This window comes from Streptomyces sp. NPDC055078 (genome assembly GCF_053607985.1).
Window position 1 is genome coordinate 1 of record NZ_JBSGUP010000072.1, and the last position, 12,379, is coordinate 12,379.

General features: G+C 71.1%; 9 protein-coding genes and 2 pseudogenes. 5 read left to right on the forward strand and 6 right to left on the reverse strand.

Annotation, left to right across the window (positions count from 1 at the left end; translation table 11 throughout):
• Positions 1-56 precede the first annotated feature (56 nt).
• The 3 genes and pseudogenes from ACWF94_RS09300 to ACWF94_RS09310 all read right to left on the reverse strand — a co-directional run bounded on the left by ACWF94_RS09300 (position 57) and on the right by ACWF94_RS09310 (position 2,983).
• Entirely contained in the window at positions 57-839 is a 783-nt protein-coding gene (locus tag ACWF94_RS09300) for an SAM-dependent methyltransferase (RefSeq protein ID WP_453486247.1), read from the reverse strand.
• Between the two features lie 228 nt (positions 840-1,067).
• A pseudogene (locus ACWF94_RS09305) lies at positions 1,068-1,760 on the reverse strand (glycerophosphodiester phosphodiesterase); the annotation flags it as partial.
• A 197-nt stretch (positions 1,761-1,957) separates the two neighbouring features.
• A complete protein-coding gene (locus ACWF94_RS09310; RefSeq protein ID WP_453486249.1) occupies positions 1,958-2,983 on the reverse strand; it encodes an adenosine deaminase in 1,026 nt (341 codons plus the stop codon).
• Between the two features lie 111 nt (positions 2,984-3,094).
• Here ACWF94_RS09310 and ACWF94_RS09315 point away from each other — a divergent pair, with 111 nt between their 5' ends.
• A complete protein-coding gene (locus ACWF94_RS09315; protein ID WP_453486250.1) occupies positions 3,095-3,877 on the forward strand; it encodes a DUF4190 domain-containing protein in 783 nt (260 codons plus the stop codon).
• Between the two features lie 159 nt (positions 3,878-4,036).
• Here the strand turns inward: ACWF94_RS09315 and ACWF94_RS09320 are convergent, their stop codons facing one another.
• Complete coding sequence (locus tag ACWF94_RS09320) at positions 4,037-4,588, reverse strand: NADAR family protein (protein ID WP_453486252.1); 552 nt, start codon at positions 4,586-4,588, stop codon at positions 4,037-4,039.
• Positions 4,589-4,848: 260 nt separating this feature from the next.
• On the opposite strand from ACWF94_RS09320, the gene ACWF94_RS09325 reads away from it, so the two are divergent.
• The 3 genes from ACWF94_RS09325 to ACWF94_RS09335 all read left to right on the forward strand — a co-directional run bounded on the left by ACWF94_RS09325 (position 4,849) and on the right by ACWF94_RS09335 (position 9,065).
• Positions 4,849-6,354 (forward strand): gamma-aminobutyraldehyde dehydrogenase, encoded by a 1,506-nt coding sequence (locus tag ACWF94_RS09325; RefSeq protein ID WP_453486254.1) that lies wholly within the window; start codon positions 4,849-4,851, stop codon positions 6,352-6,354.
• Positions 6,355-6,670: 316 nt separating this feature from the next.
• The gene (locus tag ACWF94_RS09330; protein WP_453486255.1) at positions 6,671-7,132 is read left to right on the forward strand and encodes a hypothetical protein; all 462 of its coding nucleotides are present in this window, start codon (positions 6,671-6,673) and stop codon (positions 7,130-7,132) included.
• 151 nt (positions 7,133-7,283) lie between these two features.
• Positions 7,284-9,065 carry a chitinase gene (locus tag ACWF94_RS09335; protein ID WP_453486272.1) on the forward strand — a complete coding sequence of 594 codons (1,782 nt, stop codon included), beginning with the start codon at positions 7,284-7,286 and terminating at the stop codon, positions 9,063-9,065.
• Here the strand turns inward: ACWF94_RS09335 and ACWF94_RS09340 are convergent.
• The gene (locus tag ACWF94_RS09340) at positions 9,016-9,642 is read right to left on the reverse strand and encodes a phosphatase PAP2 family protein (RefSeq protein WP_453486257.1); all 627 of its coding nucleotides are present in this window, start codon (positions 9,640-9,642) and stop codon (positions 9,016-9,018) included. The two genes, ACWF94_RS09335 and ACWF94_RS09340, sit on opposite strands and share 50 nt — an antisense overlap.
• A 388-nt stretch (positions 9,643-10,030) precedes the next feature.
• Positions 10,031-11,365 carry a 4-aminobutyrate--2-oxoglutarate transaminase gene (gabT, locus tag ACWF94_RS09345; protein ID WP_453486259.1) on the reverse strand — a complete coding sequence of 445 codons (1,335 nt, stop codon included), beginning with the start codon at positions 11,363-11,365 and terminating at the stop codon, positions 10,031-10,033.
• Positions 11,366-11,765: 400 nt separating this feature from the next.
• Here gabT and ACWF94_RS09350 point away from each other — a divergent pair.
• Positions 11,766-12,379: pseudogene (locus ACWF94_RS09350) on the forward strand (ATP-binding protein); the annotation flags it as partial.

Genomic DNA, 12,379 nt, shown 5'->3' on the forward strand with positions numbered 1-12,379 from the left:
GGCTACGGATACGGATACGGCCATGGATACGGCGACGGATACGGCTGTGAACACGGTTATGGCTTACGGCCCACCGCGCCGTACTGCGCCACCAGCGCCGGTTCTCCCTCGGCCGGGTCGTACCGCCAGCGCGAGCAGGAGACGACACCCGGCTCCAGGATCTCCAGGCCGTCCAGGAACGAGGTGAACTCCGCGCCGGTGCGTGCCCTGATCGGCGGGGTCGCGTTCTCGTTCCAGAACGCCATGGCCTCCGTGTTTCCCTCGCCGCCCAGCTCCAGTGTGGGATGCGTCAGCACCAGATAGCTGCCGGACGGCATCGCCGCCATCAGGGTTCGGACGATGGAGCGGGCCTGGTCGGTGTCCTGCACGAAGTTCAGGATGCCGAGCAGTATCACGGCCACCGGCTGCTTCAGATCCAGCGTCGGTTCGACGGCCCGGACGATCGCCTCCGGGTCGTGCGCGTCCGCGTCGAGATACTCCGTCAGCCCGTCGGGGGAGCTGGTGAGCAGGGCGCGGGCGTGCGCCAGCACGATCGGGTCGTTGTCGACATAGACGATCCGGGAGTCGGGCGCGATGCGCTGGGCGACCTCATGGGTGTTGTCGGCGGTCGGCAGCCCCGTACCGATGTCCAGGAACTGCCGTACACCGGAATCCGCGAGATGGGTCACCACCCGGCCGAGGAACGCCCGGTCGGCGCGTGCCACCTCGCCGATGCTCGGGTAGAGGTCGGTGATGTGGTCACCGACCGCCCGGTCCACCGGGTAGTTGTCCTTGCCGCGCAGCCAGTGGTTCCAGACCCTGGCGTTATGGGCGATGTCGGTACGAATCCTGTCGTTCATCTGCGCTCCTCGGCCGGTATGCGGGGCCAACCGCCCATCATGCCCGAAGGGTCGGGGCAGCTGAGGTCAGGGGAGGTCGCCGGAGACGGAGACGGGGGACGCCACCCCGCCGGCACGCCGGTCCGGGCCTCCGTCCGCGCCTCCGCCTCCGTCCGGGACTGTTTCCGCGCCGCCGTCCGGGCCTGTGCCCGGGATCGGACCCGGACCCGGGCCTGTGCCCGACCCCGGGCCCCGACGCGGGCTTCCGTCGAGGACGGCGTGCAGGGCGCCGATACGGTTCGTGGTGATCGAGTCGACACCGGCGGCGATCAGCCGCCGCATCGACCGCCGGGTGTCGGGCGTCCACGCCGAGACCAGCATGCCGTCCCGGTGGACGCGGTCCGCCAGCCCCGGCCCGACCAGCCCGAAGCGGTAGTTGAGCGAGCGCGGGCGGACCGCGTCGATCAGCACGGGGCGGGGCGGGGCGAGCGACGTCCAGGTCAGTGCGATCTCCGCCGAGGCGTCCGCCGCCCGCACGGCGAGCATGGTGACCGGGCCCGCGCAGTAGTACGCGCGCTCCGCCGCGCCGCACTCGCGGACCGTGCCGACCACCGTCCGTACGGACTCCCGGGTGGCGCCGGGGAGATCGACCATCACCCGGTGGTCACCCAGGTCGCCCAGTGCCTCCCGCAGGGTCGGCACCCCGCCCCGGGTCAGCTCCGTCACCTGTGCGTGGGTGAGCTTCGCGAGCGGGCGGTCATGGCCCCACAGCCGCTTCAGGGTGGAGTCGTGCAGCAGTACCGGTACCCCGTCGGCGGTCACCCGCACGTCGATCTCGACGGCGTCCGCGCCGTGCGCGATCGCCGAGCGGAGCGAGGGGAGGGTGTTCTCGCGGACACGGTACGGGTCGCCTCGGTGCCCTACGGCTGTGACGGTGCGCATGACCCCATTGTTCCCCGTGCCGGTCGCCCCGGCCCCGTGGTGCGCCCCAGGCCCCCGGCCCCGGGGTGCGCCCCGGGGGCCCGTGCGCCCCGGGCCCTGTGCGCCCCGGGGTCCCGGCCCGTGACGCCCCCGCCCGTGAACCGGGGGAGCGGGTGTCCGGGCCGAGCCCCGGCGGGGCATCCCTGAGGGCGTGGGGTTCAGGCGGTCCCCCAGGACGAGGTGTACGCGTCGATCTCCGCGGCGATGCGCGCCTTGCCCGCCGGATCGAGGAACGACGCCTCCACCGCGTTCTTCGCCAGTTGGGCCAGACCGCGCTCGTCGAGGCCGAGCAGCCGGGCGGCGACCCCGTACTCGCTGTTGAGGTCGGTGCCGAACATCGGCGGGTCGTCGCTGTTGACCGTCACGAGCACACCGGCCTCGACCATCTCCTTGATCGGGTGCTCGGCGAGGTCGGCGACGGCGCGGGTGGCGATGTTGGACGTCGGGCAGACCTCCAGCGGAATGCGCCGCTCGGCGAGATGGGCCAGCAGCCGGGGGTCCCGGGTCGCGCTGGTGCCGTGGCCGATGCGCTCGGCCCGCAGTTCGGTGAGCGCGTCCCAGATGGTCTCAGGCCCTGTGGTCTCCCCGGCGTGCGGTACGGAGTGCAGCCCGGCCGCGATCGCCCGGTCGAAGTACGGCTTGAACTGCGGTCGCGGCACACCGATCTCCGGGCCGCCGAGGCCGAAGGAGACGAGGCCGTCGGGGCGCAGGTCCAGCGCGAGCCGGGTGGTCTCCTCGGCGGATTCGAGCCCCGCCTCGCCGGGGATGTCGAAGCACCAGCGCAGCACGATCCCCCACTCGGCCTCGGCGGCCTTGCGGGCGTCCTCAAGCGCCGCCATGAAGCCGTTCTCGTCGATACCGCGCCGGGTCGAGCTGAACGGGGTCACGGTCAGCTCGGCGTAACGGATGTTCTGGCGGGCCATGTCACGGGCGATCTCGAAGGTGAGCAGCCGGACGTCCTCGGGGGTGCGGATCAGATCCACCACCGAGAGATAGACATCGATGAAGTGGGCGAAGTCGGTGAAGGAGAAGTAGTCCGCGACGGCTTCGGGGTCGGTGGGGATCTTGGAGTCCGGGTGGTGGGCGGCCAGTTCGGCGACGATACGCGGCGAGGCCGAACCGACGTGGTGGACATGCAGCTCCGCTTTGGGCAGACCTTCGATGAAGGCGTGCAGATCGGTCATCGATGTCCTCCGGGCGCGCTCGGCTGTTCGGGTCAGGGATCATCGTAGGCGGCCGGTCGGAGCCGGAGCCGTCTGGCTTAGCATGACCGGACCACGATCGGGGGGAGAACCATGTCAGACCACCAGGCCCAGCCGCCGGGCGAGCCCGAGCCGCGTGACCGCGATCCCTGGGCACCGCCGGAGAGCGGCCCCGCCCGGAGCGCGCCGTCCGGGATACCCAGCGCGCCTTCCGGGATACCCGGGGGGTGGGGGGATCAGCAGGGGACCGCTCCCGCCCAGCCGTCGCCGCATGTGCACGATCAGCCGACGATGGCCGCGATGCCCTCGGCCGACCAGGGCTCGGTGCCACCGCCCCCGATAGCCCCCGGCGGTCCCGCCCATCCCTCCGCCGGCCCCTATGGCTACCCCGCCGCCGGTGGTGTCCCGCCGGCCGCGCCCGGCGACCCGTACGGCGGCGGCTACCCCGGCTACGGCTACCCGGGCTACCCCCAGACCGGCTGGCAGCAGCCCGCCACCCCGCAGAACGGCCTGGGCATCACCGCGATGGTCCTCGGCATCCTCTCGGTCTGTCTGTTCTGTCTGTACGGGGTCGTCGGCATCATCCTCGGCATCCTCGCTCTGATCTTCGGCATCCTCGGCCGGAAGCGCGTCAAGCGCGGTGAGGCCACCAACGGCGGAATGGCGCTCTCGGGCATCATTCTCGGGGTCGTCGGCATCGTCCTCGGCGCGGTCTTCATCGCACTGCTGGTCTGGGGCGTGGTCACCGCGATCAACGAGGAGAAGGACAAAAACAATGACTGGGACTCCGACTACTCCAACTCCCTGCTGATCGACAACTCCCGCGAGGCCGACCCCCTGACCGGCCTCACCCGCGGGGGAGTTCCGGCGCAGTAGCTTCGCCTGCCCCCCGTACGGCGTGTGTCCCGCGCCCGGCCGGTGCGACGGCGCACCCGCCGGCCGTCAGTCCGGCCCCCGCCTGCCCCCGGCCGCCTGGCCCGCTGACCGGCCGTCCAGCGGTCGGCCGGACCTCCGGACCCCCGGCCCGCAGGGGGACTACCCCTCCCCGCCGCGCAGTTCGTCCCGGGCCGCCATGAGCGCGAAGCCGAGCAGATTTAGTCCGCGCCAGCGGGTGGGGTCCCGGGCCCGCTCGTCGTCGGCCGTCAGGCCGATGCCCCAGACCCGGTCACGGGGGCTGGCCTCCACGAGCACCCGGTCTCCCGTACGCGACAGGAACTCGCCCAGCTCCGGGTGCTGCCCGAACTTGTGCACACTGCCCGAGCGCACGACGGCGAACCGCTCGCGCTTCCATATCGTGTCGTCGAAGCCGCGCACCAGCCGCCCCGCCCGCTTGGCCTCCGCCGGACTGCCGGCGTCCAGGGCCAGCCGCTCGGCCTCCGCGTCACCGAAGAGACGGGCCTTGGCGGCCATCATCCAGTGCTCGGCCGTCGCATAGCGCACACCGTCGACCTCGAAGGGCGACGGCCACCACTGGCTGAGACAGCTCGCACCGATCCGGCCGTCCGCGCGGGGCGCATGTCCCCAGAAGTACAAGTACTTTATCTGTCCACCCTTGCTGACCTGCTGGATCAGCTCATCCATCCCCATGTACGCGAGTCTCGCACCCGCCACTGACAACCCGTCCCGCCGATCGCGCCCCAGCGCGCCCGGCTGCGCCCCATGGTCGACCGAATCCGTCGCGTAATCAAAAGGAAACAACGGAATCACTTGTTGGAGTGCGATAGCTCTGTCAGGATCGACACTCAACTCCCGCCGGAGCAACACCCCGGTGATGCATGGCGCCACGGTTGGGAGCGCACGCGTTTCAGACGACGAGCGATGGCATGCGAGCGGGGAGCACGGAGACCATGAGTGACCGTCAGCAGGAACTGGACCGATTCGCGGACGGCGCGCAGTACATCGGTGGACGGCTGAGGCCCGGCACCTCGGGGCGGACCCAGGACATCGTGGATCCGGCGACCGGCAAGCTGCTCCTCAACTATGAGCTGGCCGGTTCCGCCGATGTGGACGCGGCCGTCGCCGCCGCCCGGGCGGCCTTCCCCGGCTGGGCGGGCGCCACCCCGGGCGAGCGCTCCGAGGCCCTGCACCGCTTCGCCGGAGTGCTCGGCGAGCAGGCGGAGGCTTTCGCCCGTACGGAATCCCTCCAGTGCGGCAAGCCGATCAAACTCACCACCGAGTTCGACGTCCCCGGCACCGTCGACGACACCGCGTTCTTCGCGGGTGCCGCCCGCCATCTCCAGGGGCAGTCGGCGGGTGAGTACAGCGGTGACCACACCTCGTACGTACGCCGGGAACCGATCGGAGTCGTCGGCTCCATCGCGCCCTGGAACTATCCGCTCCAGATGGCGGGGTGGAAAATCCTTCCGGCGATCGCCGCGGGCAACACCATCGTCCTCAAACCGGCCGAGATCACCCCGCTGACCTCCCTGATGTTCGCCCAGGCGGCGCAGGAGGCGGGCATCCCCGACGGTGTGGTCAATGTCGTCTCCGGCGCGGGCCGGGAGGCGGGCGAGCATCTGGTGGGACATCCGGACGTCGCCATGACCTCCTTCACCGGTTCCACGGCCGTCGGCAAGCGCGTCGCCGAGATCGCCACCTCCACCGTGAAGCGGCTGCACCTCGAACTCGGTGGCAAGGCCCCCTTCGTGGTCTTCGACGACGCCGACCCGGCCGCCGCGATCCAGGGCGCGGTCGCCGGATCGCTCATCAACACCGGCCAGGACTGCACGGCCGCCACCCGGGTGTATGTGCAGCGCCCGCTGTACGAGGACCTGACCACCGGGATCGCGGATGTGATGGCCTCCGTCCGCCTCGGTGACCCCTTCGACCCGGCCACCGACCTCGGCCCGCTCGTCTCGCACGCCCAGCGCGACCGGGTCGCGGGCTTCGTCGACCGGGCGCGGCTGTACGCCACCGTGGTCACCGGGGGAGAGGCGCCGAAGAACGACGGCGCGTACTACCGGCCCACCCTCATCACCGGGGCGGCCCAGGACAGCGAGGTCGTCCAGTCGGAGATCTTCGGCCCGGTGCTGGTGATCCTGCCGTTCGACTCCGACGACGAGGGCATCGCGCTCGCCAATGACACCCCGTACGGCCTCGCCGCCTCCGCCTGGACCCGGGACGTCTACCGCGCGGGCCGCGCCACCCGGGAGCTGAGGGCCGGCTGTGTCTGGATCAACGACCACATCCCGATCATCAGCGAGATGCCGCACGGGGGGTACCGGGCATCGGGCTTCGGCAAGGACATGTCGTCGTACTCCTTCGAGGAGTACACGCAGGTCAAGCATGTGATGTTCGACAACACCGGGGTGGCACGCAAGGACTGGCACCGCACGGTCTTCGGGGACCGGTAGTCCGCCCACCCGCTCCCGGACCCCGACGTCCACCCGGTCCCGCCCCCCGGCGTCCACTCGCTCCCGGACCCTGGCGTCGCCCCGGTCCCGCCCCCTGCCCAGGCGCACCGGCCCCAGCGCCCGCGCCCCGCGCCCCGCGCCCCGCGCCCCGCGCCCCGCGCTCCGTGCGCGCCGGTGGGCGCGCGATTGCCGATCATGCGTGACGCAGTTCACTACTACGGAGTAGCCGAACCCGCGTCATAGCCGGAGCCGACTCCCCTCTCTCCGTGTGCAGGAACTTTTCCGCGCACACGGAACGAAGGACGGAGGACGGGAGATGACTGGCTCGGGGGCGAAGGCAGCGGTGGAGTGGCTGGCGTCGGTGGCGCCGAACCCGGACGCGTGCCGGTGGGAGTGGGAGCGCAACCCTCATGGGGTCGCCCTGCTGCCCGCCGGCCGGCGCTGGGACGTACTGATCCTGCCTGGGGAGCTGGGCTATCCGACGCTGGATGTGCTCAACCGGATGGTGGACCGGCCGGGACCGGTGCTCGCGGGCTTCGGCGATGCCCGTATGGGCTTCTTCGTACCGCCGGGCACGGCCGCCCGCTGGCTCGGCACCGGTATCCGGGGCGCGGGCCAGGGCACCTGGATCGTGGTGCCCTTTCCCGGCCGGGCGGGGGGCGGCGGGGTCCGCTGGCTGATCGCCCCGGACGGTTCCGGACATCTCAACGATCCGACGCTGCTGGAGCTGTCCATGCACGAGGCCGCGGCGGTCCTCGCCAGGGACGAGGGGGAGTGAGAGTCCGGCGATGTTTGCCCGAGTGTCTGCCGGATGCCTTGACAACCGCATTGGTCTGGACCAAATTGACCGCGCTCCCACTTCCATCCCCCCATGCACGGAGGCAGTTGTGGATCGCACCTCACACCGCACCAGAGGCCGCAGCAGACTCATGGCCGCCCTGACGGCGGCCGTCCTCGCCGTCAGCGGGCTCGTCGCCACCGCGACCAGCGCAGGAGCAGCCGATACCGAACTCGCCACCAACGGAGGCTTCGAGGCGGGCCTGGCCGGCTGGAGCTGCTCGGCGGGTAGCGGAACAGCCGTCAGCACCCCCGCCCGCACCGGGACCTCGGCGCTCAAGGCCACCCCTTCGGGCGGCGACAACGCCAAGTGCAGCCAGACGATCACCGTCAAGCCCAACTCGGACTACACCCTCAGCGGCTGGGTCCAGGGCAGCTATGTCTACCTCGGCGCCGCCGGAACCGGCACCACCGACGGCTACACCTGGACGCCGTCCGCGACCGGCTGGCAGAAGCTGTCGACCACCTTCCGTACGGGCGCCTCCACCACCTCGGTCACCGTCTACACCCACGGCTGGTACGGCACCGCCGCCTACCACGCCGACGACCTCTCCCTGGTCGGTCCTGGCGGCGCCCCGGTCGAGATACCCCCGGCCCCCACCGGGCTCACCGCGGGCTCCCCGACCCCCGGTTCCGTACCGCTGAACTGGACGGCCGCGCCCGGGGCGACCGGCTACAACGTCTACCAGGGCGCCACCAAGGTCCAGTCGGTGACCGGGACATCGGCCACCGTGACCGGGCTGACGCCGCTGACCTCGTACAGCTTCCAGGTCACCGCGACGAACAGCGCCGGTGAGTCCCCCAAGTCCGCCGCCGTCAGCGCGACGACGACCAGCGGCGATCCCAATACGGGCCTGCTGCCGCCGCACGCCCTCGTCGGCTATCTGCACGCCAGCTTCGCCAACGGCTCCGGCTATACGCGGATGGCGGACGTCCCGGACTCCTGGGACGTCATCAACCTCGCCTTCGGCGAACCGACCTCGGTGACATCCGGCGACATCCGCTTCAGCCAATGCCCGGTGACCGAGTGCCCCAACGTCGAGTCGGCCGCCGACTTCAAGGCCGCCATCAAGGCCAAGCAGGCGGCGGGCAAGAAGGTACTGATCTCCATCGGCGGCCAGAACGGCCAGGTGCAGCTCTCGTCCACGGGAGCCAGGGACGCCTTCGTCACCTCCGTGTCGAGGATCATCGACGAGTACGGCCTCGACGGTCTCGACATCGACTTCGAGGGCCACTCCCTGTCGCTGAACAACGGCGACACCGACTTCCGTTCGCCGACCACCCCGGTGATCACCAATCTGATCTCGGCGGTGAAGACCCTTAAGGCCAAGTACGGCTCGAAGTTCGTCCTCACCATGGCGCCCGAGACCTTCTTCGTCCAGCTCGGCTACCAGTTCTACGGCTCCGGCCCCTGGGGCGGCCAGGACCCGCGCGCGGGCTCCTATCTCCCCGTCATCCACGCCCTGCGGGACGACATCACCTTGCTGCACGTCCAGGACTACAACTCGGGCCCGATCATGGGCCTGGACAACCAGCACCACACCATGGGCGGCGCGGACTTCCACATCGCCATGACCGACATGCTGCTCACCGGCTTCCCGGTCGCGGGCAACCAGTCGCGGATCTTCCCGCCGCTCCGCCCCGAACAGGTCGCCATCGGTATGCCTGCCTCCACCCAGGCGGGCAACGGCCATGTCTCGACCGCCGAGGTCAACAAGACGCTCGACTGTCTCACCAAGAAGACCAACTGCGGTTCGTACACCACCCATGGCGTCTGGCCCGCCCTGCGCGGCCTGATGTCCTGGTCGATCAACTGGGACCGCTTCAACCAGTTCGAGTTCTCCCGGAACTTCGACGCCTACCGCTGGAGCTGATCAGCAGCAGCATTCCGCCCAGACACCAGCTGCCGACCACATCCAGTGGCCAGTGATAGCCGCGCAGGACAAGACCGATGCCCGTCGCCAGGGTGAGCACCCCGGCGGCGGGCATCGCCCATCGCCGGACCCGGCCCGGATACCGGCCGATGAGCAGGGCCGCGCCGCAGTACGCCACCATCGCGGTCGCCGTGTGCCCCGACGGGTAGTAGCCGCCCGCGCCGGTCCCCGGCCCGGGGCGGTCGATCAGCGCCTTCAGCGGCACGATGAGCGCGGGCAGCGCCGCTGCGGCGAGGACGACGCGTACGGCCGCCTCGTCCCACAGGGATCGCAGAGACCACAGGGAACTCAGGGGCCGTCGGGAACGCTGAGACCGCAGGGGTCGTCGGGATCGCCACAGGGCGTACGCGACCGCCGCCGCCAGCACCGGCAGCGCGACGAACGTACTGCCGAGGTCGGCGAGGAGTTCGGTGAGGGGCCGCGGGCCGTGTCCCGCCAGGTGCCGCCCGGCGCGCTCGTCGGCGGAGCGCAGCGGCCCGTCCGCGGCGACCTGCCAGGTGACCAGGGAGAACAGCACCGCGCACAGCGCGAACCAGGAGAACGTGGAAGTGGCCGACCACCTCGGAACAGGGGGGGTGGTTCCGAAGCGGCCGGCCGGATCGGGCTGCCGCGCGCCCCGGGGGGTTTGGGGCGGGCGGCCATCCGATCGGTGAGGAGTTCCGGAGCCCAGGGCTCCGGTGGTGTGCGCGAAGGCACGGTCAGGGCGGCGCTGGGGAGGCCCCGCCCCGGGGCCGCCCGCAGTCCCCTGCGGGCGGGGTGTTTCTCTCATCTGCAGAAACCGTACGTCAGGGCAGGGGGCGCCGACAGACGGATCTCCATCCCGCCATCGGCCCCCCACACGTTCTTCACAGACCCCGACCCTTCCCCGGTGCCCGAAAGCGTCCCCGCACGCCGCGGTGACGCGCTCAGACGCCCGCGAACGCGGCCTCGATGATGTCCAGGCCCTCGCTGAGAAGGTCCTCGCCGATCACCAGCGGCGGCAGGAAGCGGAGCACATTGCCGTAGGTGCCACAGGTCAGCACCAGCAGCCCCTCGGCGTGGCACGCCTTGGCCAGCGCGGCGGCCGCGGCCGGGTGCGGCTCCTTGGTGCCCCGGTCCTTCACCAGCTCGATCGCGATCATCGCGCCACGGCCCCGGACGTCGCCGATGATGTCGAACTTCTCCTGCATCGCCGTGAGGCGGCCCTTCATGACCTCCTCGATACGCCTGGCCTTCGCGTTGAGGTCCAGCTCCCGCATGGTCTCGATCGCCCCGAGCGCGGCGGCACAGGCCACCGGGTTGCCGCCGTACGTACCGCCGAGACCGCCCCCGTGCGGGGCGTCCATGATCTCGGCGCGGCCGGTGACGGCGGCGAGCGGCAGACCGCCCGCGATGCCCTTGGCGGTGGTGATGAGATCCGGGACGACCCCCTCGTCCTCACAGGCGAACCACTGGCCGGTCCGGCAGAAGCCGGACTGGATCTCGTCCGCGACGAAGACGATCCCGTTCTCCCGGGCGAACCGCGCGATCGCGGGCAGGAAGCCCTTGGCCGGCTCGATGAAGCCGCCCTCGCCGAGCACCGGCTCGATGATGATCGCGGCGACGTTCTCCGCGCCGATCTGTGTGCTGATCTGCTCGATCGCCTGCGCGGACGCCTCGGCGCCGGCGTTCTCGGCCCCCGTCGGCCAGCGGTAGCCGTACGCCACCGGCACCCGGTAGACCTCGGGCGCGAACGGCCCGAAGCCGTTCTTGTACGGCATGTTCTTGGCGGTCAGCGCCATCGTGAGGTTGGTCCGGCCGTGGTAGCCGTGGTCGAAGACGACGACCGCCTGGCGCTTGGTGTACGACCGCGCGATCTTGACGGCGTTCTCGACGGCCTCGGCGCCCGAGTTGAAGAGCGCGGACTTCTTGGCGTGGTCCCCCGGCGTCAGCTCGGCCAGCGCCTCGGCGACCGCCACGTAACCCTCGTACGGCGTGACCATGAAACAGGTGTGGGTGAAGTCGGCGAGCTGCGCGGTCGCCCGGCGCACCACGGCCTCGGCGCTCACGCCGACGCTCGTCACGGCGATACCGGAGCCGAAGTCGATCAGCCGGTTGCCGTCGACGTCCTCGACGATGCCGCCCCCGGCACGCGCGGTGAAGACGGGCAGCACGGACCCCACGCCGCCGGCGACGGCGGCCGTACGGCGGGCCTGCAGCTCGACCGATTTCGGTCCGGGAATGGCGGTGACGACGCGGCGCTCCTGCGGAATAGCGGTCATGAGGGGCTCCTGAGGGTGTGCTGGGACCTGAAGGTGCTCTGGGCGGAGACTTCTGTCTCCGGTGCATGTCTTCGCCGGCTTCTGTTTCGTCGGCTTCTGTTTCGCCGGCTGCTGTGACTACGGCTTCTGTTTCGCCGGCTGCTGTGACTTCTGTGCTTTCTCGCAGGCTAGGGGTGGGGAAGGGGGGTGGGCATGCGCCGTTCGGGAGTATTGGGGGTGTGTCGTTGTCCGTGTCGGACAGGACGGGCCGGAGCGGCGGAACGGGGGAGCGGCTCTCCGGCAGGCGGTCACAGCTCGCCGAACTACCCAGGCACGGGCACTAGATTGATGAGGTGCGCAGGGCGATGTCCCGAGCCGGCCGGGCGACGGGGCATGGGGACACTAGGCGAGATGGACCGACATGGACACTGAGGGCACCTACGACGCGCGCGGCACCCGGGGCGCAGGCGTACCGCGACCGGCGGGGCCGCCGCCCCAGCCGCCTCAGCCCCCGCCACCGCTTGGCGCCCCCGCGACCGGACCCGCCCTCGGCGACTGGCTGCGCGTCCAGCGGCCGGAAGCCGCCCTCGGGACCTGGCGGTACGGCCATGTGCCGCGCCCGGCCGAGGAGCCGGACCGGGTGCCGGGACGGAGCCTGCTCAGCGGGGCGCTGATCGCGTTCCTGGCGATGGTGCTCATCTGGTCGCTGCACCGCAACCAGTACTTCCCGTTCTGGCTGGACCCCTTCTACTGGACCTTCCCGCTGGTCACCCTGGCCGACAGTGCCGTGGGCCGGGGCATCATCGAGAACATCATCGACCTGGTCGTCCTCGTCGTCTTCCTGGGCTTCTTCGCCCGGCTGGGCCGCTGGGCCGAGGTCGCCCGGCGCTATCTGCTGCCGCTGTTCGGGGCGTTGCGCCCCAAGGAGGCCAGGCGTGCCCCGGCCGTGCAGGCGGGCTCGGCCGCCGACCCCGCCCACTGGCCCGATTTGCGCACCGCCGGTCAGCAGGCCCTCGCCGACCGCCTCGGCGAGGA

Bases quoted from the DNA above. Each gene is read 5' to 3' on its own strand.
- ACWF94_RS09300 (WP_453486247.1), bottom strand. From the start codon at position 839: ATGAACGACAGGATTCGTACCGACATCGCCCATAACGCCAGGGTCTGG.
- ACWF94_RS09310 (WP_453486249.1), bottom strand. From the start codon at position 2,983: ATGACCGATCTGCACGCCTTCATCGAAGGTCTGCCCAAAGCGGAGCTG.
- ACWF94_RS09315 (WP_453486250.1), top strand. From the start codon at position 3,095: ATGTCAGACCACCAGGCCCAGCCGCCGGGCGAGCCCGAGCCGCGTGAC.
- ACWF94_RS09320 (WP_453486252.1), bottom strand. From the start codon at position 4,588: ATGGGGATGGATGAGCTGATCCAGCAGGTCAGCAAGGGTGGACAGATA.
- ACWF94_RS09325 (WP_453486254.1), top strand. From the start codon at position 4,849: ATGAGTGACCGTCAGCAGGAACTGGACCGATTCGCGGACGGCGCGCAG.
- ACWF94_RS09330 (WP_453486255.1), top strand. From the start codon at position 6,671: ATGACTGGCTCGGGGGCGAAGGCAGCGGTGGAGTGGCTGGCGTCGGTG.
- ACWF94_RS09335 (WP_453486272.1), top strand. From the start codon at position 7,284: ATGGCCGCCCTGACGGCGGCCGTCCTCGCCGTCAGCGGGCTCGTCGCC.
- gabT (WP_453486259.1), bottom strand. From the start codon at position 11,365: ATGACCGCTATTCCGCAGGAGCGCCGCGTCGTCACCGCCATTCCCGGA.